The 25,681-nt window shown below is 56.4% G+C and carries 25 protein-coding genes and 1 tRNA gene; 14 read left to right on the top strand and 12 right to left on the bottom strand.

Annotated features, from left to right (window positions below; translation table 11 throughout):
* Positions 1 to 99: 99 nt before the first annotated feature.
* The 3 genes from F0M18_RS00435 to F0M18_RS00425 all read left to right on the top strand — a co-directional run bounded on the left by F0M18_RS00435 (position 100) and on the right by F0M18_RS00425 (position 5,512).
* Positions 100 to 2,538: a TonB-dependent receptor gene (locus F0M18_RS00435; protein WP_262500783.1), complete on the top strand. Its 2,439-nt coding sequence runs from the start codon at positions 100 to 102 to the stop codon at positions 2,536 to 2,538.
* A gap of 79 nt (positions 2,539 to 2,617) precedes the next feature.
* Positions 2,618 to 3,994: an alkyl sulfatase dimerization domain-containing protein gene (locus tag F0M18_RS00430; protein WP_188109531.1), complete on the top strand. Its 1,377-nt coding sequence runs from the start codon at positions 2,618 to 2,620 to the stop codon at positions 3,992 to 3,994.
* 93 nt (positions 3,995 to 4,087) lie between these two features.
* A complete protein-coding gene (locus F0M18_RS00425; RefSeq protein WP_188109530.1) occupies positions 4,088 to 5,512 on the top strand; it encodes an amidohydrolase family protein in 1,425 nt (474 codons plus the stop codon).
* Between the two features lie 137 nt (positions 5,513 to 5,649).
* Here the strand turns inward: F0M18_RS00425 and F0M18_RS00420 are convergent, their stop codons facing one another.
* The 6 genes from F0M18_RS00420 to hppD all read right to left on the bottom strand — a co-directional run bounded on the left by F0M18_RS00420 (position 5,650) and on the right by hppD (position 11,043).
* Positions 5,650 to 5,898, bottom strand: coding sequence for a hypothetical protein (locus tag F0M18_RS00420; protein WP_149609414.1), 249 nt, complete (start codon positions 5,896 to 5,898; stop codon positions 5,650 to 5,652).
* Between the two features lie 145 nt (positions 5,899 to 6,043).
* The gene (locus F0M18_RS00415) at positions 6,044 to 7,759 is read right to left on the bottom strand and encodes an aromatic amino acid hydroxylase (protein ID WP_149609413.1); all 1,716 of its coding nucleotides are present in this window, start codon (positions 7,757 to 7,759) and stop codon (positions 6,044 to 6,046) included.
* Positions 7,760 to 7,765: 6 nt separating this feature from the next.
* Entirely contained in the window at positions 7,766 to 8,404 is a 639-nt protein-coding gene (gene maiA / locus F0M18_RS00410) for a maleylacetoacetate isomerase (RefSeq protein ID WP_188109529.1), read from the bottom strand.
* A gap of 4 nt (positions 8,405 to 8,408) precedes the next feature.
* Positions 8,409 to 9,401, bottom strand: coding sequence for a fumarylacetoacetate hydrolase family protein (locus F0M18_RS00405; protein ID WP_149609411.1), 993 nt, complete (start codon positions 9,399 to 9,401; stop codon positions 8,409 to 8,411).
* Positions 9,398 to 9,943, bottom strand: coding sequence for a VOC family protein (locus F0M18_RS00400; RefSeq protein ID WP_149609410.1), 546 nt, complete (start codon positions 9,941 to 9,943; stop codon positions 9,398 to 9,400). The genes F0M18_RS00405 and F0M18_RS00400 overlap by 4 nt, the downstream gene beginning before the upstream one ends.
* Positions 9,944 to 9,954: 11 nt before the next feature.
* Complete coding sequence (hppD, locus tag F0M18_RS00395) at positions 9,955 to 11,043, bottom strand: 4-hydroxyphenylpyruvate dioxygenase (protein WP_149609409.1); 1,089 nt, start codon at positions 11,041 to 11,043, stop codon at positions 9,955 to 9,957.
* A gap of 145 nt (positions 11,044 to 11,188) precedes the next feature.
* Here hppD and F0M18_RS00390 point away from each other — a divergent pair, with 145 nt between their 5' ends.
* Positions 11,189 to 11,656 (top strand): Lrp/AsnC family transcriptional regulator, encoded by a 468-nt coding sequence (locus F0M18_RS00390; protein ID WP_149609408.1) that lies wholly within the window; start codon positions 11,189 to 11,191, stop codon positions 11,654 to 11,656.
* A 113-nt stretch (positions 11,657 to 11,769) separates the two neighbouring features.
* Here the strand turns inward: F0M18_RS00390 and F0M18_RS20030 are convergent, their stop codons facing one another.
* Positions 11,770 to 13,626, bottom strand: coding sequence for a mechanosensitive ion channel family protein (locus tag F0M18_RS20030; protein ID WP_223177876.1), 1,857 nt, complete (start codon positions 13,624 to 13,626; stop codon positions 11,770 to 11,772).
* Between the two features lie 175 nt (positions 13,627 to 13,801).
* On the opposite strand from F0M18_RS20030, the gene F0M18_RS00380 reads away from it, so the two are divergent.
* Positions 13,802 to 13,999, top strand: coding sequence for a BrnT family toxin (locus F0M18_RS00380; protein ID WP_149609407.1), 198 nt, complete (start codon positions 13,802 to 13,804; stop codon positions 13,997 to 13,999).
* Positions 13,986 to 14,267 carry a BrnA antitoxin family protein gene (locus F0M18_RS00375; protein ID WP_149609406.1) on the top strand — a complete coding sequence of 94 codons (282 nt, stop codon included), beginning with the start codon at positions 13,986 to 13,988 and terminating at the stop codon, positions 14,265 to 14,267. Before F0M18_RS00380 ends, F0M18_RS00375 begins: the two co-directional genes overlap by 14 nt.
* A gap of 445 nt (positions 14,268 to 14,712) precedes the next feature.
* Here F0M18_RS00375 and F0M18_RS00370 read toward each other — a convergent pair whose 3' ends face one another.
* A complete protein-coding gene (locus F0M18_RS00370; protein WP_149609405.1) occupies positions 14,713 to 15,192 on the bottom strand; it encodes a hypothetical protein in 480 nt (159 codons plus the stop codon).
* A gap of 290 nt (positions 15,193 to 15,482) precedes the next feature.
* On the opposite strand from F0M18_RS00370, the gene F0M18_RS00365 reads away from it, so the two are divergent.
* Both F0M18_RS00365 and F0M18_RS00360 read left to right on the top strand, forming a co-directional pair.
* The gene (locus F0M18_RS00365; RefSeq protein WP_149609404.1) at positions 15,483 to 15,962 is read left to right on the top strand and encodes a hypothetical protein; all 480 of its coding nucleotides are present in this window, start codon (positions 15,483 to 15,485) and stop codon (positions 15,960 to 15,962) included.
* Positions 15,962 to 16,921: a tellurite resistance TerB family protein gene (locus F0M18_RS00360; protein ID WP_149609403.1), complete on the top strand. Its 960-nt coding sequence runs from the start codon at positions 15,962 to 15,964 to the stop codon at positions 16,919 to 16,921. The genes F0M18_RS00365 and F0M18_RS00360 overlap by 1 nt, the downstream gene beginning before the upstream one ends.
* A 236-nt stretch (positions 16,922 to 17,157) precedes the next feature.
* Here the strand turns inward: F0M18_RS00360 and F0M18_RS00355 are convergent, their stop codons facing one another.
* Positions 17,158 to 18,153, bottom strand: coding sequence for a restriction endonuclease (locus F0M18_RS00355; protein ID WP_262500782.1), 996 nt, complete (start codon positions 18,151 to 18,153; stop codon positions 17,158 to 17,160).
* Positions 18,154 to 18,631: 478 nt separating this feature from the next.
* On the opposite strand from F0M18_RS00355, the gene F0M18_RS00350 reads away from it, so the two are divergent.
* Positions 18,632 to 19,147, top strand: a complete 516-nt coding sequence (locus F0M18_RS00350; protein ID WP_149609402.1) for a hypothetical protein — start codon at positions 18,632 to 18,634, stop codon at positions 19,145 to 19,147.
* 245 nt (positions 19,148 to 19,392) lie between these two features.
* Here F0M18_RS00350 and F0M18_RS00345 read toward each other — a convergent pair.
* A tRNA-Arg gene (locus F0M18_RS00345) sits at positions 19,393 to 19,469 on the bottom strand.
* Between the two features lie 169 nt (positions 19,470 to 19,638).
* On the opposite strand from F0M18_RS00345, the gene F0M18_RS00340 reads away from it, so the two are divergent.
* The 5 genes from F0M18_RS00340 to F0M18_RS00320 all read left to right on the top strand — a co-directional run bounded on the left by F0M18_RS00340 (position 19,639) and on the right by F0M18_RS00320 (position 24,544).
* Entirely contained in the window at positions 19,639 to 20,061 is a 423-nt protein-coding gene (locus tag F0M18_RS00340; RefSeq protein WP_149609401.1) for an Hsp20/alpha crystallin family protein, read from the top strand.
* Positions 20,062 to 20,339: 278 nt separating this feature from the next.
* On the top strand, positions 20,340 to 22,232 hold the full coding sequence (locus F0M18_RS00335; RefSeq protein WP_149609400.1) for a transglycosylase SLT domain-containing protein: 1,893 nt from the start codon (positions 20,340 to 20,342) through the stop codon (positions 22,230 to 22,232).
* Positions 22,233 to 22,282: 50 nt separating this feature from the next.
* A complete protein-coding gene (gene arsS, locus F0M18_RS00330; protein WP_149609399.1) occupies positions 22,283 to 23,239 on the top strand; it encodes an arsenosugar biosynthesis radical SAM (seleno)protein ArsS in 957 nt (318 codons plus the stop codon).
* Between the two features lie 2 nt (positions 23,240 to 23,241).
* On the top strand, positions 23,242 to 23,922 hold the full coding sequence (locus F0M18_RS00325) for a TIGR04283 family arsenosugar biosynthesis glycosyltransferase (RefSeq protein ID WP_188109527.1): 681 nt from the start codon (positions 23,242 to 23,244) through the stop codon (positions 23,920 to 23,922).
* On the top strand, positions 23,912 to 24,544 hold the full coding sequence (locus tag F0M18_RS00320) for a TIGR04282 family arsenosugar biosynthesis glycosyltransferase (protein WP_149609397.1): 633 nt from the start codon (positions 23,912 to 23,914) through the stop codon (positions 24,542 to 24,544). The genes F0M18_RS00325 and F0M18_RS00320 overlap by 11 nt, the downstream gene beginning before the upstream one ends.
* 19 nt (positions 24,545 to 24,563) lie before the next feature.
* On the opposite strand, the gene F0M18_RS00315 is transcribed toward F0M18_RS00320, so the two are convergent.
* Positions 24,564 to 24,959, bottom strand: a complete 396-nt coding sequence (locus F0M18_RS00315) for a hypothetical protein (protein WP_149609396.1) — start codon at positions 24,957 to 24,959, stop codon at positions 24,564 to 24,566.
* A gap of 310 nt (positions 24,960 to 25,269) precedes the next feature.
* Entirely contained in the window at positions 25,270 to 25,635 is a 366-nt protein-coding gene (locus tag F0M18_RS00310) for a translation initiation factor Sui1 (protein WP_149609395.1), read from the bottom strand.
* Between the last annotated feature and the right edge of the window lie 46 nt (positions 25,636 to 25,681).

Below are 25,681 nucleotides of genomic sequence, written 5' to 3'. Positions count from 1 at the left end.
ATAAAATCAATGGCTTGTGTGGGTGTTTTTGGCATCCCTGTCGGCTGGCTGGTCTGCCGCTGTATCGGCTGGCCCGATTCGGCGTGGCAGTGCTTAACTGTGCATGACCAACAGGTTGTTGCAACTAGAAAGGCACTTACTTGGGCCAGGATGAACGGGCGAATGACAGTGTCAAACGATAAATATAAGAGGCTTGGCTCCATGTTACTCAACACCAACGCGACCCCCAATTTTCGAAGGACCATGCTGGCCTCGGCGCTTTCTGCCGCTGCGGTGTCAGTTTCTGCCCAGGATCTTGTGCTTGAAGAGGTGGTTGTGACTGCCCAAAAGCGAACCGAGAACGTGCAGGACGTTGCAGCGACGGTGAATGTGGTGAGTGGGCAAGATCTGGATAAATTCGCCGTCTTCGATTTTCGTGCCATCGAACAACAAACAGCAGGCCTGACCCTGTCCTCGCCTAACGCCCGCAATTCCACGATTTCCCTGCGCGGCGTCAGTATCGACCCGGAATCGGGCGTGTCTGCAGCGGTTGATGTCTATTGGAACGACGCCGTGGTGCGGCCGGATGTGGCCTTTAGCCAGATGTACGACCTGGAGCGTATTGAAATTCTTCGCGGTCCGCAGGGAACACTGCAGGGAGCAACGTCTCCTGGGGGCGCGCTGAACATGATTACCAGGCGCGCTGGCGTCGATCAGGCCAGCGGCTACGTGTCGGCCTCGGTGGCTGACAATAACGGCCTTAATGCCCAGGTGGCCTACGGTACGCCGCTGATCGACGGCACACTGGGTATTCGCGTTGCCGGTGTCTATGACACTGACAATGGCGCCGACGTACAAAACCTGACTAGCGGCTTTGATGACCAGGAGTTGGAGGCATACTCTGGCCGAATCAGCACCACGTGGCTACCTACCGACACCTTTGAAGCGCAATTCATCTATCAGTACTTGGACCGCACCGCGGATGATCCCAAGGCTATGGCCGGGGCTGATGCCCTGGCTGTCAGGCCCAGGCTACGCCCTGTTGATAACAAGGCCTTGGGTAAAACCGATAACTACGGCGATTTTGATTTCAACGTGGCCAATCTCGTTATGAGCTGGGATGTGGCAGATTTGCAGCTCACCGGTCTTGTCGCGTACCAGGACTCCCATAAAACGTCGGCGACTGAACTGGATCGGGCCAACTCCCTGCAGCTCACAGAAATCGTCGCTCCCACGTTTCAGCAGTCAACCACAGACGTGGAAAGTTGGGTGTATGAATTTCGAGTGGCTTCTACGGAAAATGTATTCTGGAACTACATGGTGGGTCTGTACCACAGGGACCAGCAAACCAGCACAGAAGCACTTGCCAATTCGGTTCGGCTCGGCGGTCCCATAGGCGCGCTTGGCTTCCAATCTGTCGCGTACTTGCCATTGGACGCGAGTGAGTTTGCGGTCTTCACCTTCAATACGTTTGACCTTGCCGATACAGTGCAGTTGGAATTCGGATTGCGCTGGACTGACTACGACCGCACGCGCAGGGCGGATGTGGAATTCGAGGGGCTCACATACCTGCCACCCGCATTCGAGTCGCTGGCAGAACTGATCAGTGATCGTTTCAGTGAGGGTTTTCCGATAATCGGCGTACCCAAAGACAAACAGTCTGCCAGCGAAGATGCCTGGACAGGCTCTCTGGCAGTGCGTTGGGACTGGCGCGATGACACGAATCTTTATGCTTCCTACAACCGTGGTTATCGGCCCTCCGGCATTTCAATTGTGCCCAGTCCGACTATTGAGTTTCTGCCCAATGGCGTTGACGACCTGCTTCACGATGAAGAAACCAGCGACGCGTTCGAGCTGGGTTTCAAGAGCCGCTTGTGGAACGATCGCGCAAGCTTGAATGGCGCGCTCTATTACCAGACCTTCGAAGGCTATCTGGGCTTTGTGCGCGGTACCCAGGTCATCGATGATACGGGTGCGCCGATAGGTCTGCCCGGCGGTCTCATCTTTAACGGTGACGCCACTATCTGGGGAGTGGAGTTGGATGGCCGTGTATTGCTTGGCGAGACCTGGGATTTCGGCGGGGCATTGAGCTATAGCAAGGGTGAATGGGACGGCGTGTCAGCCCCCTGTAATGATCGCGAGCCGGGTGAGGTGCTGGGAACGTGTGATCTGGACGGCAAGCCGCTGGGCGGAGAGCCGGAGTGGTCGATCTCGCTGAACTCGGAGTATTTCATTCCGCTGGAGAACGACAGCGAGGTGTATGTGCGAGGCTTGTTTAAGTACACCGATGAACGCCAGAACACAGATGCATCAGCGGGCCTGGGGCAGGTGGCCGAGACGTTTGAATCCTACCAAGTGCTGGATCTTTTCGTGGGATGGCGCAGCAGTGACTACAGCTGGGACATTTCATTGTGGGGCAAAAATGTGTTCGACGAAGATGCTGTCACCTTTGAACAGGGTCCGGATCAGTACGATGTTGCGCTCAGCGGCGGCTCGTATACCCAGACCAATATATTGCCAGAGCGTGTCGTGGGTGTAACCGCCCGCTACAGTTTCTGAAACAGTAGATTAGGTCTGTAACTAACACCGTTTAAAGCTTCATGCACCAGGCTGCATGACTTATGGAGAGGTACTCACTATGCTCAAACCAACAGTTCTCATACGCTCGGCGCTTTTCAGCTTGCTGGCAATTACCGCGACAAGCGGAGTGGCCGCCGAGGACGTTAACCTGAATACTGATGACGTTCGCGCGGGAGGTACGCCGACCGGCAATCTCATTCGGATACCTGTCGAACGTATCCAGGTAACCGACAATATTTTTTACGCATCCGGCCTGGCTAATGCATATGTCGTAAACACCTCTGAAGGGGCTGTCGTCATCGATACCGGTTTCGCGCACCAGTCGCCGCGACAAATGGCGCTGTTGAAGGAAGTTATTGACGGGCCGGTCAAGTACATATTCCTCCCGCAGGGCCAGCATGACGACATAGGCGGTATCGACCTGATCAAGGAGGACGGCACTCAAATTATTATGACCCGCAATTCCATGGAATACATGATCCATAGGAAGAAGGCACAGGGCTACCTGTCACCCCGGTACGCAGCGCTGTACAACTGGGCTCCGGAGTTGGACCAAAAAGGCAGTGAAAGAAAGAAGAAAGCGACCCCCTTCCCCTACGAGGTGATAGCGCCTGACATCCTGGTCGAGGACGAAGCCGGATACAAGTTTGAACTGGGAGGAGTCCGGTTTGAGGTGATGTCTCTGCCGGGCGCTGAAGGCATTAACTCTGCGGGCCTTTGGCTGCCCGAGGAGAAGATTCTGTTTGCCGGCGGCGGCTCTGTGGGCCCGGACTTTCCCATGTGGCCAAACCTGGGCACAGTGCGTGCGGATCGAAATCGCATACTTACAGAATACATTGACACCATCAACAAGATCATTGCACTTGAACCGGAGATGCTGCTGCCACAGCAGAATCAAATTCATACCAACAAAGATGAGATCATGACCTCCCTGGTGTTGATGCGCGACGCAGCTCAGTACGTACACGATCAAATCTGGGCGGGTTTGAGTGAAGGCAAGGATGTTTACGAACTGATGCGTGAAATCCAACTGCCGGAACATCTGGCACATCTTAGCCAACAACATGGGCGAGTAGAATGGACCGTGCGTGAAACAGTCTATCAGGCAGGCGGATGGTTCCAGTATCGCTATACCAGCGAGCTTTATCCTTTCAGGCCTCATGAAATCTATCCCGAGCTTGTGCGTATGGCAGGGGAAGAAAGCGTCGTCAAAGAGGCCAGAGTCATGCTCGCGGCCGGCGAGTTGGAGCGGGCCATGATGATGGCCGAGGCAGCGTTGGCAGCTGACCAGGAAAGCCAGGCGGCGCTGATACTCCAGCTTGATGTGTTGCAGGCCTTGTTGAAGCGTGCACAGGAGGGATACAACACCTTTAGTGAAGTGGCCTGGTTGCAGTCGCAAATTGCCAAGGTAAGGACAAAGCTTGGCCGAGCTTAGCGTTAGATCGCTACCGGCTAATGCACGCGGTACCGCGCTGGTTTGCATTAGCCAGCGCCTCGTGTCGTGGATGTGGGTGATATGAGGCGAACGATGAAGGTAACGCTTTGCGCCGGTGCGCTATTCATTGCACTCGGCGCGTTGGCGCTGCGGATCTTACAGCCTCCTGCTCCGCTGGCGATACCGGCTTCGAGCGTGGAGTTGCACTCTGTTGTGCTGGTCGTCCCCGGACAGTCTCGTTCTGCGCCGGTTGACCTGACGCTAGAGCGCGGTTATATCAGCGATATCCGCCCGGCGCGCGCTGCCGGGATAACCGGATACATTCTACCCGGTCTTGCTGATGCTCATATACACGGGCCTATGCTGCCGCTGCCAGGGCAGAATGAATTGTTTGCTTTCCTTTACTTGTACCACGGTGTTACCAGCGCCCGTATGGCCGCGGGCGACGCACGGATGCGCGATGCTATCGATGGCGGAGAGTACCCTGGCCCTCGAGTCCTCAGCTGTGGGCCTTTTTTGGATGGGAAGCCACCGCTGTGGCCTAACTCTCTGGTGGTGACTGATGAGCCGAGTGCAGAAGCGGCAGTAGAGCAGGTGGCGGCAGAAGGGTACGACTGCATCAAGGTGTATAACGAGCTGACCGCAGAGGCTTCTCGCGAAATCTACCAGGCAGCAAAGCAGAGAAGTTTAGCTGTTATTGGGCATGTGCCCTGGCGCCAGAACTTTGATGCCGTGTATATCGACGATATCCAACACCTTGTCGGTTGGGCGCCCAGGTCTGCTGAAGATGGCGCTACCGAGTATATTCATCGCCTGATGAAATTAAAATACCTGGATCAGCAGCGGGTTCAGGCGCTAATTGATGCCTCTCTTGCCAGGGGATTTGCGCTCACGCCGACGCTGGTGACCCTGCAGCGAAAATTTGCACTCAGTGACTATGCAGATCTAGAACAGTCCGATGCAGCCGCATTGTTACCATCATACTATCGGGACCAGCTGTGGCATCCGCAACGCGGGTTGGTTTCCGCGCGTCTATTGAGTCCTGCGCAGCATGATCAATTCCGTGCGCTGTACCCGCAGGCGCAGCGGGCGGTTCGATCACTGTATGAGGCGGGAGTCGCATTGCACAGCGGAACGGATTCTGCGGCAGAGTTTATTGTCCCGGGAGCAGGTCTGCTTGAGGAACTGCAACTGCTTCAACAAACCGGTCTGACTCCGGAACAGGTGCTGGAGATATCCTCCGTGAACACAGTGCGTTATCTGCACGGAAAGGCCTACGGTCGCCTCAGCGTGGGTGCTCCGGCAGATTTTGTTGTGTATGCCATGGACCCAACGCAGGACCTCGCCAATCTCGATACTCGAACAGCTGTAGTGCGAAATGGTGTCTATTTTGAGCGCAACGCGCTGGAAGAGCAGTTGCAGCGTTACCAGGTGTGGTTTAATCACCCAGCGTATCGAGTGATTACCACGTCTTTAGTCAGTGCGGGACTGTTTGCTGTGAGTATGCTGAGTCACTAAGAGCCAGGTCACGGGGTTTGCTGAATGGAGCAGCGCAGTTGCGTGAGACCACGCTATGGCTATTTGCGGTCTGGTGCTGTCCGGTTGCCAAGCGTCACGTAGTTCCCTGGCGGCTGCAAAAAGTCTGGCTGTCAGCTTTATGATGGCTCCCACACAGAGTCGATGTTTACCGCAAACGGCATACGCTCACCCGTTTCGTTGAGGCAGGTACCGTGCCAGACATTGCCGCTCTCGCTCTCTCGATACCAGTCTTCCAGTTCGATACTGTCGTTCTCGCATCCTCGCTGGACGGCCTGCTCTCGAACCCATTGGACCAGGTCGCCTGCGTTCCAGATTGATGGCATGCAGGCCTGCAAGGTGAAGGCCAGTGAGAGTATTAGTAACAAGCACGGCATTACACGCGAAGGCTTATACGGAATCACAGTTTAGCTCCTTGTAATGTGATCACGATAGAACAGGCCTGGCGCGTCGGTTATGCCCTGTCACTGGCAGCTGTCGCGGGCGGTACCGAAAGTCGACTACTGGGCGGCTTCAGCCGGCCAGCGCGAGGTCGATAAGGCCGGCAATCTCCGGGCGCCGGGTGCCCAGATTCCTCAGCTGAGTTCGAATCCGCTCGTGCAGCGGTGCGTCCGCCACTGCCAGCATTTCCGACAGGAGCAGCCATTCATCCGGGTGTTGCTCGAGTATGGCGAGCAGGGTATCTCTGGCGTCGTCTCCCGCTGCAGCGCCAGCCGCAGCCAGGCGTGCGACGAGTGTGTAGCAGTCCATCAGCTGGGTATTGTGAACCGCGCGGATGGTTTCGGTTCGGGGAGTGGGTTTGTACAGCTGCAGCTTTTCCCGGTCGGCGACACCGCCATAGACCGAGGTGACGGCGGAGCCGACAGCGAGATCGTAACTGCCCCAGGCCGGATCAAACAATACGCGGCCGGACAGGTCGCTGACCCTGCAGTCTTCAAAACTGAGGACAAGGTTGCGGTTGTCCTGACGAAAGACTGTTTTCAGCACGCCGTCCACGGTGATACCGGACAGGTACTCCAGGCGTACGCGTTTGCCGATCTCGATGGCATGGGCTTTCAACTCGTCGATGGTGTACTCGGACAGGCAGCGGCTGAAATCCTTGAGGTGGCCAATGGGTGAGCCGAAGCCCTCGGCATGGTAGTCCACCCCGTGGCCGTAGATCTCCGTGTCCTTGAATGCCAGTTGTGTTGGGCCGCTGGTTCGCAGGTAGGTGGCGTTGCCCACGGCGTCGCACAGCACCTCGCAGAACTGGCCGCTCACCTGCATGCCGGAATCGTAGCGGGCGGTGCAGATGCTCCCCGCGGCGATCGCCGTGCGCAGTGATGCAGCGCCGCCCTTGCGGTAACACATGGATTCGGCGAACTCTTCCAGCACCTGGCTGAGGTGCTTGCAGCTCTTGGTCACGAATAACTGTGGCTGTTCGCGGGTAATGTCGTAGGGCGTGAGCACCGCGTCCACAGTCAGCGGTAACTTGCGTACCCTGGCATCGTCCAGGCAGTGGGTGCTTTCACCCAGCGACGAGAGCAGGCCTGCACCGAAAATGCGGTACTCCTCCGGGTCGCCGACCAGTCCGTATTCCACGGTCCACCAGTGCAGGCGTGTGAGCAGGGCGGCCTCGGATGGACTGGCATTGTCGGCAACCGCCAGGCGTTCAAGTTCGGCCTCGGCAGCTGCGATACTGTCAGGGGTGCTGTCCGGGCACTCCTTGAGAATAGACAGCTTGCGGATCGCTTCATATTGTTCCAGGTCCTCGCGTGTGGCGATGGCCTTCATGCCCACCTCGCCAAAGCGCTGCAGGAACTCGGCATAGTCAATGTCGATGATGAAGGGGGCGTGGCCGGCAGATTCGTGCACGATATCGGGCGCGGGGGTGTAAAAGATGTGGTCGACACTGCGCATGTCCAGGGCGATGACCAGCACGCGCAGGGCCTGGAACTCCATGAAAATCGCCGGCGGGATGAACCCGTCCACCACGACAGCGCGCCAGCCCAGTTCGGCCAGACAGTCATTCATTTCCTCGATGGAGGGAATGTGGTCCAGGGCGATACCCGTTCGCCGCAGCCCCTCGAGGTATACCGGGTGCGCGGTATCGGCGAGTTGCCGGGTCAGGTGCTTCATCACGAAGCGCCAAACCGCCTGGTCCCGGGGCGTGTAATCCTCGTAACGCTGGGTCTTAACGAATGGCCTCAGGTGGGAGGGCAGGCTGTCGAGGATTTCTTCCTGGGTCATGGCGATCTACACGGTACTGTCGGGCTGGTGTTCCGGCGCGGCATCGCGGAACGCCGGCAGGGCGATACACCTGTCCACAACGCCCCGAATATTGGGGTAGGGCGCCAGGTCGATGTCGAAGCGCCGCGCATTGTAGATCTGTGGCACCAGGTACAGGTCTGCCATTCCGGGCTGTTCGCCGAAACAGAAGGGGCTGGCATTTTCGGCGAGCACCGGCTCAACGGCGCTAAAGCACCGGTGCATCCAGGTGCTGTACCAGTCAACGATGTCGGCCTGCCCGGCATCGAAGTGGGATTTGAGGTAGTTGGTGACGGCGATATTGCAGACGGGGTGCGTGTCGCAGGCAATACTGCCGATCAGTGAGCGAACCCGCGCCCGAGCCAGGGCGTCGGTGGGCAACAGCGGAGGTTCGGGATAGGTCTCTTCCAGCCACTCCAGCAGCGCAACGGATTGGCCCAGGGTGCTGCCGTCGGGCAGTTCCATTGCCGGGACCAGGCCCTGGGGGTTGAGGCGCAGGTACTCGTCGCCCTTTTGTTCTGCCTTGAGCAGGTTCACCGGGACATAGTCGTAGTCCAGGCCCTTGAGGTTGAGGGCAATGCGCAGGCGGTAGGCCGCGGATGAGCGAAAGTAAGAGTACAGCTTCACGGGCTTAATCCCGAGGTGGTGTGTACTGCACCACCACCTGGTCGATCTTGCCGAAGATTGTCTCGCCGCTGGCATCGAGCATATCGATCTCGATACGGTCACCGAAAGACATGAAAGGTGTGCTCGGGCTGCCATCGCGAATGGTCTCCAGGCAGCGAACCTCGGCCAGGCAGCAGGAGCCGTCCTTTGAGCCGACATTGGAGACTGTGCCGGAGCCAATCACGGTGCCGCTCATCAGCGAGCGCGACTTGGCACAGTGGGCGATAAGGGTGGGGAAGTCGAAGGTCATATCGACACCGGCGTTGGGCGCACCGATCAACTCGCCGTTGAGCGTGGCGCGCAGCGGCAGGTGCAGTTTGGCGCCATCCCAGGCGTCACCGAGTTCGTCGGGGGTTGCCAGTACCGGGGTGAAGCTGGTCCAGGGCTTTGACTGGTAGAAACCGAACTGCTTGCCGAGTTCGGCGGGGATCAGGTTGCGCAGTGATACGTCGTTGACCAGCCCGAGCAGGCGGATATGCTGGCGCGCCTGTTCCGGCGATACGCCGGCGGGCACATCGTCAGTAACGATGACCACCTCCGCTTCGAAGTCGATGCCCCAGTCTTCGCTCTGCACCTCGATATCATCGTGCGCTCCGATAAAGGCATCAGAAGCACCCATATACACCAGCGGGTCGTGCCAGAAAGACTCGGGCAGTTCCGCGCCGCGGGCTTTGCGCACCAGTTCCACGTGGGTCACGTAGGCACTGCCGTCTACCCAGTGATAGGCACGGGGCAGGGGGGCGGCGCAGGCGTGTGGGTCGAAGGCAAAGGCGTCGTCGCGCTTGCCCTCATTCAACGCGCTGTACAGCGCCTGCAGGCGCGGTTCCATTGTTGCCCAGTCGTCAAGTGCAGACTGTAGGGTAGGGGTGACCTCGCGTGCGCTCACGGCACGGCTCAGGTCACGGGATACGACGAGCAGCTCGCCATCGCGGCCGGATTTCAGGCTGGCCAGTTTCATGCATTTCCTCCATCAAATTCCTTGTCGTGCAGCCATGCCGCATGGCGGGGCGCCTTGCGGGTCTGGCTCCACTCCTCAAGCATAGCCGGTGCAACGCGGTGTAACTCGGCCATTTCCTCATCGGTACAGGTATTGGCGACCAGTTCCAGGCGATGCCCATTGGGATCGCGAAAGTAGATGGACTGGAAAATGCCGTGGTTGGTGGGGCCGATCACCTCCAGACCCTCGGCTTCCACGGCCGCCATGGCAGCGAGCAGGGCGGCGTAGTCCTCGAGTTCAAAGGCGATGTGCTGCACCCAGTCGGGCGTGTTGCCGTCGAAACCCATGTCGGGTGAGTTGGGCAGTTCGAAAAACGCCAGCACATTGCCCATGCCGGCATCGAGGAACACGTGCATGTACGGGTCCGGCGCCTTGGTCGACGGTACCCGATCCTCGGCGATGGCCAGCACAAAGTCCATACTCAGCACCCGCTGGTAAAATTCCACCGTCTCTTTGGCATCGCGACAGCGATAGGCCACGTGATGGATACGCTTTAGCTCCATGGTAAGGCTCCTCAGGCGGCGTCTTCGGAATCAATGGCGCCACGGCGCAGCTGGTCGCGCTCCATGGATTCGAACAGGGCCTGGAAGTTGCCTTCGCCAAAGCCCTCGTCGCGCTTGCGCTGGATAAATTCGAAGAAAATGGGCCCTATCAGTGTCTCGGAGAAGATCTGCAACAGCAGGCGCTTATCGCCTTCTTCGGTGGAACCATCGAGCAGGATGCCGCGGGACTTGAGCTCGTCCACCGGCTCGCCGTGATCGGGCAGGCGATCGCCGAGCATTTCATAGTAAGTGTCAGGCGGCGCGGTCATGAACGGCACGCCGCGGGCCTTGAGCTTGTCCCAGCAGCCTGGCAGGTCGTCGCAGGAGAAGGCGATGTGCTGTATGCCTTCGCCGTTGTACTTGAGCAGGTACTCCTCGATCTGGCCCGCGCCGCCGGCCTGGCCCTCTTCATTGAGGGGAATACGTATCTTGCCATCCGGCGCGGTCATGGCGCGGGAGCGCAGGCCGGTGTATTCGCCCTTGATGTCGAAGAAGCGGATCTCGCGGAAGTTGAACAGCTTCTCATAGTAGTTGGCCCAGTAATCCATCCTGCCGCGGTAGACATTGTGGGTCAGGTGGTCGATGACTTTGAAGCCGCAACCCTCGGGGCGGCGATCCACGCCTTCCAGGTATTCGAAGTCGATATCGTAGATCGAGGCGCCATCCTCGTAGCGGTCGATGAGATAGAGCACTGCGCCGCCGATGCCCTTGATCGCCGGCAGTTTCAGTTCCATGGCACCGACGGGAATATCGATAGGCTGGGCGCCCAGGTCCAGGGCGCGCTGGTAGGCCTGCTTGGCGTTCTTCACGCGAAACGCCATGCCGCAGGCGGAGGGGCCGTGTTCCTCGGCGTAGTAATAGGCCCAGGACTTGGGCTCGTAGTTGATGATGAAATTGATGTCGCCCTGGCGCCACAGGTCCACGTCCTTGGAGCGATGCCTGGCCACGTGGGTAAAGCCCATCATTTCGAATACGGGTTCCAGCGCGCCGCGCTCGGTGGCGGCGTACTCCACGAACTCGAAGCCGTCCAGGCCCATGGGGTTGTCAAAGAGATCTGTCATTGCTGCTCACCTGTAGTGTTATCTGGTAAAAGGCAGCTATCAGGATAGACCTGTCATGGCGCAAGATATGTTCTTTCTTCGCCTCGTATTGAGGTAATATGACAAGAAATCATCGAATTTCTTATCAAAAAAGAAGGAATCAGCCATGAAGCTGGACAGGTCTGAGCGCGACATCCTGCGTGTCCTGCAGGGCAAGGGGCGCATCTCCAACGTCGAACTCGCTGCGGAGGTGGGTTTGTCCGAGTCGCCCTGCTTCCGCCGGGTGCGAGCGCTGGAGGAGGGTGGGATAATCAGCGGCTACGGCGCCTACCTGGACCAGCGCGCCCTGGGTTTCCAGGTAACCGCATTTGTGCTGGTGACTCTCGACAAGCAGGACGAGCGCAAGCAGCGCGAGTTTCTCGCCCAGGTCGAGGCCGAGGACCACATCGTGGAGTGCCACGCCATGAGTGGTTCCCACGACTATTTATTGAAAGTGGTAGCGCGCAGCATGGAACACTTCTCCGAACTGGCCATGCAGCGCATTCTCAAGTTCGCCGGGGTGCGCAACATCGAGTCGAATTTCAGCCTGCTGGTGGTGAAAGAGCACGGTGCGCTGCCGCTACCCAGAGGTTGATGGCCGAAGCCGACAGCGCACGACACCCCAAAGCATGCCGCACTGCAATAGAAAAAACGCCGAATCGCAGGGCAGAAGATCTGCTGCCGAGTTTGCTCACTGTCAGGCTGAATCTAGGCATTCTGCTGGTGAATGTGCACATCCCGCTGTGGAAATGGAATGGAGATACCTTCGCGATCGAAACGCATTTTCACTTCACGGGTGATATCCCAGTAGACCTCCCAGTAGTCGGGCGTTCTGGTCCAGGGCCGCACAATAAAGTTAACGGACGAGTCGCCAAGATTGTGCAGGCGGATATTCGGTGCGGGTTCTTTCAGAACCTTTTCATGCGACTCCAGAACCTCTCGCAATATTCGTTCAGTCTTCTCGATGTCATCGCTGTAGCTTATCCCGAACTCAAGATCTACCCGCCTTGTCCTTTGGGCGGTTACATTTTTGATCACGTCACCCCAGATTTTGCTGTTGGGTATGATCAGGGTCTGATTGTCGAAGGTGTTGATCGTGGTCGATACCAGGCTCATCTTCTTCACGAGACCAATAGCGCCGGCAACTTCCACGAAGTCATCCACGTCATAAGGCCGGTAAAACAGAATCATTCCGCCCGCAGCGAAATTACCCAGTGTGTCCTGTAGTGCGAAGCCGACGATAAACCCGGCAACACCCAGCCCCGCCAATGCGGGGCCCAGTGAAACGCCGACCTGTGACAATGCCACCAGAATACCCACCAGCATTACGATGGCACCAGAAGTGGATGTCAGGACATCCTTCAGTAGTGTGGAAAAATCAGACCTCGACTTGTTCAGTGCCGAGCCGACGAGTCGTTTGGCGAGGTGAGAAAGTGCGCGGAAGACAAACAGAATCAACAGAAATGCCAGAAACTTCAAAAGCAGATCAGGCAGATGCCTTGACGCTGCCTCGCTTACTGTTTCCCAACTGTCCTCGATGGTTTGTTTGACCGCCTCGCCATCAAACATACGGACTGACACACCGCTGCTTTCACGCAGTAGCACAGAGCGATACACAACCGTGTCAATATTGAGTCGTGTCATTAACTTTAACAGCGACTCCAGCCGACTGACTTCCATGGCGTTGGTCAATTTGATCTCATTTGCCGCAGCTTGCATACCGGTGTTGGTTGAATCCAGAGCGAGCCTCTTATTCATTTCCCGCAATGTGCTTCTGAAAAGTTCGATGCGCGCGGACGTTGTTTCTGCCTGCTGGTAGAACAGCGATTGCGCGAGCTTCCGTAATGACTCTGCTGAAAGTCCCAGCGTTTCCCGGATTTCGATAAGGTCAACCAACGATGTATAAAAACCCAGGCGCAACGCCTCAAGGCTGTTCAAGTGAGCTTGCACAGCAAACTTTTCGGCTTCAGTCGCACTGCGAGATCTTTCGTCGAACTCACTAATTCGTTCATCGAGTTCCTGAATATGCTGAACCAGTACCTGATCGGTACCTGATAGATCACTACGCAGGCGCTCTTGCAGTATCACCCGGTCAGGGTCATCTTCTGATAGTGAAGCGGTGTGGCGGGCGAGTTTAGCGACATCGGCGATTAGTCTGATAATGCCCTGGTCAAGACGAAAAGCCAGGGCCTCGCCATCAGCATGAGTACTTCTTTCGGCGTTTTCTACAAGCGGTTGTAATCTGCTTATGCTTTTCTCAATATTGACTATTGCTTTGGTGATTTTTTCGGACGAAATAGGCTCTTGCGCCGCGCTCTCGGTAACAGGTGTCGCAGATATTAGACAGAGTAAGAGAATAGGCAGTGTTCGAGAATATTTACGGAATTGACGTCTCATGATTGTCCACCCCTTGTGGCTATATTTCAGGATTCTTCTCCTGCAGTTTTGAGCCGGGAAAATTGATACTGGCGGGCCAGTAGGTGCGCGGTTCAGTTTCGGGGCAACACCGATTGCAGACCAAAAGGCCATTGCCAGCGAAATCACCGAATCCGCTTTTTTTTCCATTGTGATTTTATAGATCTAACGCCAGGTAAATGTTCATCCAACGGGTACGCTATCACCGCTATGGCGAGTTGCGCTTGTTCCAAATCAATATGCGACTAGTTCGTCTGGTTGAGATGTTGTGGTAGCGTGAAATACCTGCCGGTAGTCATCTGCCCCTGCCAAAAGTAAATTCACCGTGAGGAATGAAGGCGTCTACGAAACCCCGGGAAGTCCACACAGTCAGAGTGAAACCAGAATTCAGGCGCTGGGAAAGACGGACGCTGGAAGACGGCTGCACGTCACGTTTACCCTGAGAGGAGCAGGTACCTTGATCCGGGTAATTTCAGCCAGAGACATGCACCGGAAGGAGAGGGCGGTATATGAGCAAAGGTAAAAAAGGTAAGAGCGTGCCTAAGTTTGCTTCCGAGCAGGAAGAACGAGAATTTTGGGAAGCAAATGACTCGAGTGATTACGTTGATTGGGACGGAGCTAGAGTCGCTTCCCTGCCGAATTTAAAACCATCCACCAAGACAATCTCATTGAGATTGCCGGAGGGTTTGCTGGACAGCATCAAAATTGAGGCTAACAAGCGAGACATGCCGTATGAGTCTTTAATCAAAGCCTGGTTGGCGGAAGATGTTAAGGAGAGCCGGCAGGGATAGGCTGGCTATGTTGCAGTCATCAGGTCTTCTGACCCAAAGACCATAAGTCGCCAGTCCCGCCCATAAAATCGGCAGGTGCAGTCTGTATAAGTCCTTGAATCTGTAGAAATTGGTCCGCCTGGCAGAATTCGAATCTGGGACCTGCCGCTTAGGAGTTGGAGGGAGGAGGCAGGTCGTGGTCAGTAAGGCAATGAAAAATAACACGTTTTCTGTAGGTCGGTTTCCCGCACCGCACCAACCGAGACTATCCCGAACCTGTACAAGGTCGGTTTCGGTGCCCTCTGGCAGCAAGCCGAAGATTTGTAACAGCTTTTCCCAACCGAACTCCGAACCTCTTCCGAACCGAGCTGTGTTTTTCGTCAGGTACGACGGGTGAGACGGTCAGAAATCATAGGAGTTCGCGGTTGTTTGATGGTTTCTTTTGCTTTTTCGAAGGATATCTTTGTTATTGTTTAGCGCAGTATTTCCCAGCCCGATACCAGCCCGTGGGGCATGGAACGTCATTCTCTCTGGAGATGACTTCCTTGTCTGAACCGCTCATGCGTTTGCAGTAGTCCCCAGCGGAGTAGAATCCAGTTGGACAGGATTTGCCTTCTTTGACAATGGCTTTTCCACTGCGGCTTGATGGAATTGGCTTGCAGTAGTTGCCTGTTCGGTAGTAGCCGGTGGGGCAAGCACCGCCCACACGTTCAACTGGTGTTGATGCTGCAGATGACAGTGGTAAGGCTAGTGTCATCGTGTAAACGAAGAGCTTTTTCGTCATAAGCTTGGCCGCTTTTTCAGAATAATTGAAGTCATCAGCCCTGTTGAGCTCTCCGATAGTTCGCTCTGAACTACTGAAGCTTGGCATATGCTTGAAAATCGTACATGTAAATAATCGCAGTGTCGCGGTTGATCCACTTATGGACCAAAATGGATTGGTCATATTTTTGCAGTCTGGTGGTGTTCATGTTGGAAAAAGTTGCACGTATAGTCGGTTACCTGGTTCTTACCGGAGCTGGGATTTATTTGGCTTTGCTTGGTGGTTCTATCTTGCTAGCAATCTTGGTGCCATTCTTTGTGCTTGGCGTATACCTGTCTCTTTTGGCTATACTTATTGGGGGGTTGGGGTTTATGGTCTATCGGTTCTGGTCGTGGATATCCGGAAGCAAACCTAACCGGGAAATATAACTTACTCTCTAGCTCAGATATTTAACCACGGAAGGCAATGAATCCATGCAAGTAAAAGCGACCCACCCGGAGACAGGCGAAACTATTACCGTAGAGATCTCGGAAAAACAGTACTCGGATCTAGAGGAACTAAAAAAGGATAGAACCAGTCGATCAAAGCTACAATCCTATATAGATAATCTCGACATTCCCGCAGACGCAAAAAATCTCATTTCCAGAATACTCGATATAAGTATATCGATCGGCAGCACAATAATTCGACTTGGGCAGCGAATCATTGAGTTTGTCGTATACATCGTTTCTAGGTTTCCTAATGCTACTTTCGGTGTCATATTTGGTTTGCTGTTGGGAGCTCTTGTGGCAACGATTCCATTAGTTGGGTCATTGCTCGGAGCCTTTGTTATGCCTATTTCCGCAGCCTTTGGCCTGGCATCGGGGTATATGGATGACATTCGGGATAACGCACTGAAGGCGAAAGTCGGAGAGGCGGTTGAAGCGTTCAGTCCATTGAAAGGTCAAGCGTGATGTCACTTGCTGATGATCTGGATGAATTTTTTGAGGGAACTGGCGAGAGCATCGTACAGGAGCCTTTACGATTTAAATCCAAGTTGGGTATTGGCGAGAAAGCCTATTTCCTCGTTCGTCAGCGGGAAAATATGACGACATTCTCAGAAGCCATCGGGGTAGGAGCGACCGCATCGTCGCTGGCCGGGAGTAGTTTGGTTGCCTCAACTTTTTTTGCGAAGACAGGTGTGCTTGCAACTGCGTTGACATCTGTTGGGCTTGGAACTGCCGCAGTGACGCCGTTGGGCTGGGTAATCGGAGCTGGCCTGCTAGTAGGTGGTGGATATCTGGGGGTTAGTCGGATATTTGAATCGCCTAAAGATTCTGGTGTAGTGATCGTCCCAAAGTATATCAATACACCCCTTGACGTAATAGCAATCGCACTAGTGGAATTGATGCTTCCCATCAGTTTAAAAATTGCGAATTCTGATGGAGAAATCGCAGATTCAGAGCGGGTTGCTATTGAAGATTTTTTTGTGTCTGAATGGGGCTACTCAAAAGCGTTTATAAAGAAATTGGTCGAAGAATATGAGACAGAAATAGAACTGATTTCATATCCAAAGTTGGCAGAGTCACTTACGGCTTACTGTGATTCCAGCAAAGACTGTGAGCCCGGTGCGATAGCCAAGGACTTTATTCTTCACTTGGCCAGGATAATTGAGGCTGACGGTGAGATTACACAAGCAGAATTGACCGAACTCCAATACATAAAAGAAATATTACCGAGTAGAGATCATTCCGGTTCCGTCAGAGATTGGTTAGGCTCCGTGGGTGGCACTGTGTCAAAGGGAGCCTCTGAGGTATCCCATACGGCGAAAAATGTCTTTGGAGCCGCAGCGCAGAAAGTAGGATCAGGCACTAAGACAATTAGAAAATTTTGGCACAAATCTCCAGATGAAACGGGCGGTAGTCACACCTAGTGCGGAGTGAAGAAATGCTGATCCCTTCTCCATTGAAACGTGAAAGGGATTTTCCAACTGACTCTAGGACATTACTTGCTGAAGAATAGCACGGTAAGCGGCGCCCGAGAGGAGCAGCGATGACGAATTCACCTATGCAAGAGACATCAGTTGTTTGCGAGTTACCAGGTTAGGGCCGACGAATCATAGGTTGAATGGGAATCACGCAATCGAATGAATTGCGGTGTGGCAACCATTTATAGTTCCGCGGGCCAATAGATTCTCACCAAAGGTATTAGTGCTTTACCATCCAGATCGAACTCCTCGTAAAAGTCGACAACAAGAGAAGCCAATTCGTCTATGTCTACTAGCGAAACCGGGATGTTGGCTCGCTCTGCTTCGTACCTCGATTCCTTGCTAAAGCCGCCGGTGCTAACGTAGATGCCTCTGTCTCCAGGCCGCAGTGCGCCTATGAAGCTTCTTATAGCCTGAGAGCCCATACTGCCTGAACGATGCTTCACCTCGGCTTTGATTCGTGGCTCCTGCAAACCCAATCCGTCCGGAGACGCTATAACATCGACCCCTCTGTCAGGCCCTTTCGGTGACACTCTCGCTCTGAATCCCATAGCCCTTAGGAGCGCTGCGACCAGTTCTTCCATTTCTTCTGCATCTAGCGCCGTGATTAAGTCTTTAATTAGTTCCTTACTCTGATTGACTACGTCTTCTTTGCTGATCCCTTCCTCTTCCTCGGCAACTTCGGTCGCTTGGGCTGTTTCCGCTGGTCTGCCTTCCAAAACCCGCAGTAGATCGTCAACGACACTTGGTTTCAATGCAAAAAGGGTCAGCAGCGAGCCTAAGGAATTTTTGCTTGATGTTCTGAGTTCGTCACGAGAGACACGGCCGTACCATTTTGCTCGTCTTATCTGGTGGTAATCACCGACTGTATCAGGGCTGTATTCATAGTTGCCGACAATTTCCCCAACAAGATATTCCCGAGTACTCGTGTCATAGCTGACGACGATATCGCCAATGCCAACTACGTTGAGAAACTTGTTGATGACGCCAATGCTTTTGGACTTCTTGGATGGCTTAATCTCAGGGTATTTTTTTTCTATTAGAGCTGCGACATTCTCTTTCGTGCTTAGGCGGGACAAGTCTCCAAGGTTGCTCCAGCCGATCGCTACGAAGCCCTTTTCGAACTCTTCAATGAGCCTGCCACCTTCTCCAGCCCTGACCATCCATCCGTTTTTCACTACTTATTTCCTTTTCTGGGTTAGTGCTCGACAATCAGTGGGTTAGCATATCAATATGACCAGAAAAACAAAGCCGGTTTTGATAGTCTCATAGACGAAACAGATCATTCGGATAATAGACAAGGATGGCGTCATCTAATTTTCAGTTGCTAGGGTCTCATGGATCGCTTCTTAGTCAACTGGCCACAACGGCAGAACACGCCTTCGTGTGTGACCCGAATACCACGTTGCTCAAACTCCATCAGCTTGGCGAGGTGATTGCTCAAGATATGGTCCTCCGTTTCGGCATTAAGGTAAGGAAGCGGATAGCCTCTGAGCCTTCTATTGATAAGGTGCTTCTCAGATAGTCGAAACCAACTTATCAACACAGGGTGCTGGTGTCGAAGCTGTCAGCGTTTTGCTGTTGCGTGTACAAGTTGGTTGCTGCAACGTTTGAACCAAAATGGATATGAAATATCAGTAGTGGGAATAAGATCTGATGCAATACACACCTCACGAACATAAGCACAATTTCTCCGTTTGGGCGGCGGCGAGAGCGACCCAGCGAGGTTTCGCTACCGTGAGCGAGTTACGAACTGCGTTGGATCAGTGCGGTGTTGAGCAATTTGCAAGACAACCAAAGAAGCTTGGCTCGTTCGATGAGTTTCACCGTGATTGGTGCAAAACCATTTGCGCTCATCTACAGTCAGGCGGTAAAGCCAATGTGGCCTATGGCCGGGCTGCGAAACTTGTCAATGTCTACCTGAAAAGCATGGTTGTTTTGCCGGACATGGATGGCAAAGCGGCGGCGATTATACATCCGCCCATTGATAGGAGGCTGCTACTGAGTATTGCATCCGATACCTCTGTCGATCTGCGTCATAGGGAGGTGTGCAGACGCATCAAATGGACTCAGCTGGATGAGGACAAGTACTTCGATTTAGTCGCCATTTTAAAATCGATCATTGGTGACAAGCCGCTCTGGATGATAGAAAAATACTGGGAACCGTTTTAGAGCGCAGATATGTGCCAAAGCCTTTCGCGGCGAAAATATACGCGAGAGGTCGGGCGTCGAAAGCCAAATGGAAAAGTGAGAGCCCACTCGGATCCCTGGAAGCCAATACACCACCCATGACTCGGCGTCATTGCTGCAAACACATGGGTTATCCCCAATCATTTAGCAGTTGTGACATGCGGAGCCCACCTCCACCCATAAAATCGGCAGGTGCAGTCTCCACAAGTCCATGAATCTATAGAAATTGGTCCGCCTGGCAGAATTCGAATCTGCGACCTGCCGCTTAGGAGGCGGCTGCTCTATCCAGCTGAGCTACAGGCGGGTAGGGGGTGGGATTATTCCTAGTCGCTCACGCGATGGCAAGTGCTACGGGCCATTGATGCAGGTCAAACCCACAAAAAATTTACGCTTTCCCGCTTGAAAAACAGTCACCGAGCACCAATTTACAGGAGCAAGGCAGATGCTGCCGTATCACTGATAGGAGGTGTCGAATGACTTTAGTACCACGTAGTGCACTGTTTGATATCGATCGTTTTTTTGGTGACAACTGGCCCCGTAGCGCAGATCGTGAAATGGGCGAGTTTTTTGCCCCGCGAGTGGATATCAAGGAAGCGGATGATCACTTTGAGATCACCGCTGAGCTGCCCGGAATTGACCGGGACAATATCCACGTGCATGTGAACGAGGGTGTGCTCACCCTGGAAGCGGAAAGCACGCAGGAAGACAAGGAAGAGAAAGAAGGCCGCATTATCCGCCAGGAGCGTCGCTACGGTAAGTTCATGCGTAGCTTCAACCTCGGTGGTGAGGTCCATGAAGAGGACATCCGGGCCAGCTTCAAGGATGGCGTGCTGACCCTGAAAGCGCCCAAACTGGTTGAGAAAACACCGGTAAGGCGACGGATCGAAATCAATTGACCGACCCCGGCTGCCCGCACTGCGGGCAGTCGTATTACCACGGCCCGGCGTATCCCTGAACAACATCCACTGTGTTCAGGGATCGGCGGGCTTTTTTGTGCGCGGCATAAAGCGCTGTTGCAGCCCCCCCGTGCCAGGGCTTGCAATCGTGGCGGTGTCGTATCACTCTACTTGCCTGTAGCGCGTTGCCACTCCGGCAGCGCCGGAACGACAGCGCGAGCTGAAGGTGAGTTGTGTTGCGGTATCGGGCCAGGTTAGCGGTATACGCCTTGCTTTTCATGTGTGGTTCCCAGGCCACAGCAATCGCCGCCCCCGCGGCGGAAATAGCCTCCTCAAGAGATGATTATTCGGCAGCGGTGCGCGCCATAGATCGCGGCCAGTGGACGGAATACCAGCGCTTGCGGCCGGGGCTGGACGACTACCCGCTGGCGGTCTATCTCGATTACCAGCAACTCAACCGGCAACTGGATACAGTGCGCCCCGCCGATGCGCGCCGCTTTATCAGCCTCAGTGAGGACACGCCGTTGCCAAACCGCTTCCTCGCCAACTACCTGCGCCAGGCGGGTCGCGACAGGCGCTGGCGCGATTTTCTCGCGGTGATGCCCGACGAGCCGCGCAGTGTAGACCTCAAGTGTTACTACTTTCGCGCCAAACTGGCCAGCGGTGACCCACTGGCTGCCTGGGAAGGCGCCGAGCGCCTGTGGGTGCACGGTGAATCGCGACCCAAGCAGTGTGATCCCCTGTTCGAGGCCTGGCTGAAAGCGGGCCAGATCAGTGATGAGGTGGTCTGGGCGCGCCTCCTCAAGGCCTTCGATGCGCGCCAGCAATCGCTGATGCGTTATGTGGCCCGCAAGGGCAGCTCCGAGCTGCGGCCGTGGGCAGAGCGCCTGCTGGCGGTGTACAGCAAGCCCTCCAGCCTGCGGCGCCAGTCGCTGCCGGCGCAAAACGCTTACTCTGCCGATATCGCCACCCACGGCCTGGTTTACCTGGCCCGCTACAACCCGGCGCAGGCGCTGCACGACTGGCAGGCCTTCCAGGACGAACAGGCCTTTACCGAAGTGCAACGCCAACAGGTTGAATATGCCATCGCACTGCGCTCCCTGTTCGCGCGCACCGAGGCCAACCTGGATTGGCTGCCAGAGGCGCTGGCCCGTCTGGGCGACGACAAGCTGGTGGAAATTCGCCTGCGTTGGGCGCTGAGCGAGCAGGACTGGGAGGGGCTGGCGGAAAACCTGTCACTGCTGTCGGCAGAGGCGCGCGGCAAGGCCGGCTGGCAATACTGGCACGCGCGCTACCTGGCACAGGCCGGCGATGAGGTACAGGCGCGCACGATTCTGGCGACGCTGGCTGCGGAGCGCGACTACTACGGATTCCTCGCCGCAGATCGCCTGGGCAAGGACTACAGCTTCAACGACCGCCCGCTGGTGCTGCAGGCCGCGGCAACGGATTCCCTGCGCCAGTTGCCGGCGCTGCAGCGTATAGGCGAGCTCAATTACCACCAGGCGCAGCGCGATGCCCATTCCGAATGGTACAAGGTGTTGCAGGACACGGACGATACCTCACAGCAACACGCTTTGGCGCAGCTGGCGGCAGAGCAGGGCTGGCATCGCATGGCGATCGATGCCGCCAGTCGGGCGCAAGCCTGGGATGCGCTGGACGTGCGCTTCCCCACGCCATACCAGGACACCTTCCAGCGCTATGCCAGCGCGCAGGGCGTGCCGGCTACTGAACTGATGGCCATTGCACGCCGCGAAAGCGCGTTTTTCCCCGAGGCGCGCTCACCCGTGGGCGCCCGCGGGCTAATGCAGGTGATGCCCGCGACGGGAGCGCAGGTGGCGTCGTCCCTGAACCGTCCGTCCACCCGTGAAGAGCTCTACGAAGTGGAGCACAACGTATTGCTGGGCAGTGCCTATTACCGGCAACTCCTCGACCGCTTCGATGGCAATCGTGTTTTCGCCCTTGCGGCCTACAATGCCGGCCCGCACCGGGTCGATCGCTGGCGCAACGACCGCGGTGAACGGGTGCCGGTGGATATCTGGATAGAGACCATTCCTTTCCGCGAAACCCGTAACTATGTGCAGGCGGTGCTGTCCTACAACGTGGTGTTCCAGTACAAGCTCGGACATACTCACTCCCTGTTGAGCGATGCGGAGCGACGCGCGCTGTACTAGGGCCTTTACAGACTGACTGCGTTGGCCACGCTACCTGAGGAAAAGAAACCATGCAGGACACACGTCCCCTGTTGTTGGAAAGTGATTTCCCGCCGCTGACCCGGGTCGGCGTCGAGACGCTGCAGGTGAACCTGGGTTACCGCTGTAACCTGAGCTGCGTGCACTGCCACGTCAACGCCGGCCCCACGCGCACCGAGATGATGGACGCCGACACCGTTGACCTGCTGCTCGACGTTGCCGAAAAACTGGCTATCGATACCCTGGACCTCACCGGCGGCGCGCCGGAGTTGAACGCGGAGTTCCGGCGCCTGGTGACCACGGCACGCCAGCGTGGCTATCGCGTTATCGACCGCTGTAACCTCACCGTGCTGTTCGAGCCTGGCCAGGAAGACCTGGCCGCTTTCCTGGCCGCGCAGGGCGTGGAGGTAACCGCCTCGCTGCCGTGCTATCTCGAGGAAAACGTCAACCAGCAGCGTGGCGCCGGTGTCTACGACGACAGTATTCGCGCCATCCGCCTGCTCAATGAGCTGGGCTATGCCGACGACCCGCAATTGCAGCTGAACCTGGTCTATAACCCCGTGGGCCCGGTGTTGCCGCCGCCGCAGGCAGGCCTGCAGGCCGACTACAAGCGCGAACTGGGAGAGCGCTTCGGTATTCGCTTCAACCAGCTGTTCACCATTACCAATATGCCGATCAGCCGCTTTGGCGCAGTGCTGCTGGCCCAGGGCCAGTACACCGATTACATGCGCTTACTGCGCGACAATTTTGCCGAGGAAAACCTCGCCGGGCTCATGTGCCGCACGCTGCTGAGTGTCGACTGGCAGGGCTATCTCTACGATTGCGATTTCAACCAGATGCTCGACCTGCCGGTGCTGGCGCGAGCCGGGCGCCCCCACCTGCGTGACCTGCTGTCTTCCGAACCGCTGCATGGTAACCGGGTGACGACGGGTGAGCACTGCTACGGCTGCGCCGCGGGGCAGGGCAGTAGTTGCGGTGGCGCGCTGTAGCGTTGTCGCAGCCCCCGTACAGTTTTGTTATTCCAGTGCTGAACGAGGCCGGGCGGGTGCGCGAGCTGTTGCTTGCCCTGCGCCGGCGCTTCCCCGATGCCGAGCTGATTGTTGTCGACGGCGGCAGTGCAGACAGCACCGCAGCGCAGGCGGCCCCGCATTGTGACCGCCTGCTGCACAGCCCCGCCGGGCGTGCCCGGCAGATGAATTGTGGCGCGCGCGAGGCGAGGGGCCGTTACCTGTTTTTCCTGCATGTCGACAGCTGCCCCGGTGTGGAGGCACCGCGTCTGGCAGCTTACCTGGCCAGTGCGCCGCTATGGGGATTCAGTCGCGTGCAGCTCAGCGGCGAGCGGCACGCCTTTCGCGTTATCAGCGCCTTTATCAACTGGCGCTCACGCCTGACCGGCATCGGTACCGGTGATCAGATGCTGTTTATCCGCCGCGATGCCCTGCACGGCGCAGTCTGCTTTGACGATATCCCATTGATGGAGGACGTGGCTTTCTGCAAGCGCATGCGGCGGCAGGGCCCGCCACTTGTTCTCGCCGAGCCTGTGCTGACATCTAGTCGCCGCTGGCAGGAACACGGCGTGGTGCGCACCGTGCTGACCATGTGGGCATTGCGCCTGGCCTACGCGCTGGGTACACCGCCGGAGCGCCTGTGGCGCATTTACTATGGCAGCTGAGGCCGTGCGCGATACGCTGTTCATCCAGTTTGCGCGGGAGCCGGTGCCCGGGCGGGTGAAAACCCGGATGTTGCCGGTGCTTGATCCGGAAGCGGCCTGTCGGCTGCATTGCGAGCTCGTACAGTGGACCAGCCGCGTGTTGACGAGCGCCGGGCTCGGCCGGGTGGAACTGCATGTCGCCGGCGATTTGCGCGCGCCGCTGTTCGGGCAATGCCGGCAGATGGGCGTTGCCGCCCTGCAGCAGCAGCGTGGCGGAGATCTCGGTGAGCGCATGTACAACGCACTCGAGAAAGGCCTGGAGCGCCACGCCCGGGTGGTACTGGTGGGTAGCGACTGCCCGCAAATAGATCGCCGCTACCTGCGCGATGCGCTGTCGGCGCTGGACGCGGCACCGGTGTCCCTGGGCCCGGCGCAGGATGGTGGCTACGTGCTGATTGCCGTGCGTGAAGTGCATGCCCGCTGGTTTGAGGGCATCAGTTGGGGTGGTGACAGGGTGTTCGCAGACACGCTTTCCCGGCTGCAGGAAACCGCTACGTCATGGCGGGAATTGCCGCTGCGCCAGGATATCGACCGACCGCAAGACCTGGCGCTATGGCGGCAGATCGTCGGCGCGGGTCAGTGAAAGAGCTGCCCTGACGGCGTCAGGCCAGTGCTCTCTCGTCCGCAGCGCTGGCTGCGGTTTCCTTGGCGAGCCCGGCTCGCTGGTAGAGCAACCAGGCTATTGCGGTGCAATAGCTGAGGTTGGTCTGTAATTCACCATCCGGGTCACTCAAGAATGCCCGCTGGCTGGCCAATCCCCGCACCCGGCTCGCCATGTCCGGGTTGAAGGCCAGGTAGCGGTCCCACAGGTCGCGGTGTTGTGCCGCGGTGATGTGGAACAGCCCGAGGCCGTCATTGCGTGCGGAGAAAAGCCCCAGGTCGGGGGCATCGATAGCGGCGTCGAGAAGGAAGTTCTCGCATGCCGGCGTCCATTTTCCCAGATATTTGAGGGTAGGTCGTATGACCTGGTCCCTCAGGTGCTCTGCGGTAACGTACATAACCCACTACCTCGCAGGGAAGTCAAATCCGTCAGATACTGCCGTTTCACTTATGGTTGTTGTTGTGGCCCGGTTATCCCTGCGGGAACTATCCCATTTCCCGACATTTCCGTGCTCACGAGATACTTTTTAACACACGAAAAAATAAAATCCAATAAAAATAACGCCTTGCGGCGTTTAATTAATAAATATTTCGGGAAAGGCTTCTAACTAGGACGATTCAGGTGCTGCAGGACGGTTTCCTCCGCGAGCCATCTGTCGCTAACGTCTGTAAAATTATGGTTAAAATGGCTGAAAATCATAAAAAGTGCTATCCGCCTGCCAGTTTGACGGTATATCCGCGTTTTTCCAGCTCGATTTTTATGAGATCGCGCTGGTCACCCTGGATTTCGATCACATCGTCCTTGAGTGCGCCGCCCACCCCGCATTTCTGCTTCAGGGCCTTGGCCAGGGCCTTCAATTCCTGGCCCGCCAGGGGCACACCGCGCACCAGGGTCACGGTCTTGCCGCCGCGCCCCTTGGATTCGCGGTGCAGGCGAACGATGCCGTCGCCACTGTAGGCGGGCCGGTCCTTGCCGCACACACAGTCGGCCACCGGGCGCTGGCATTGGGGGCACAGTCGCCCGGCCTCGGTACTGTATACCAGACGTCCTGTGGAAATTTTTCGTTTGCTCATGGTTCTGCCGTGTTCATCTACCGGGCGGGCAAGTATATTAGCCCGC

Origin of the sequence: Pseudohalioglobus sediminis (genome assembly GCF_008370495.1) — a bacterium.
Taxonomy (GTDB): Bacteria; Pseudomonadota; Gammaproteobacteria; order Pseudomonadales; family Halieaceae; genus Halioglobus.
The sequence above is the reverse complement of the archived record's forward strand: the minus strand, read 5'-3'. Positions and strand labels throughout refer to the sequence as shown.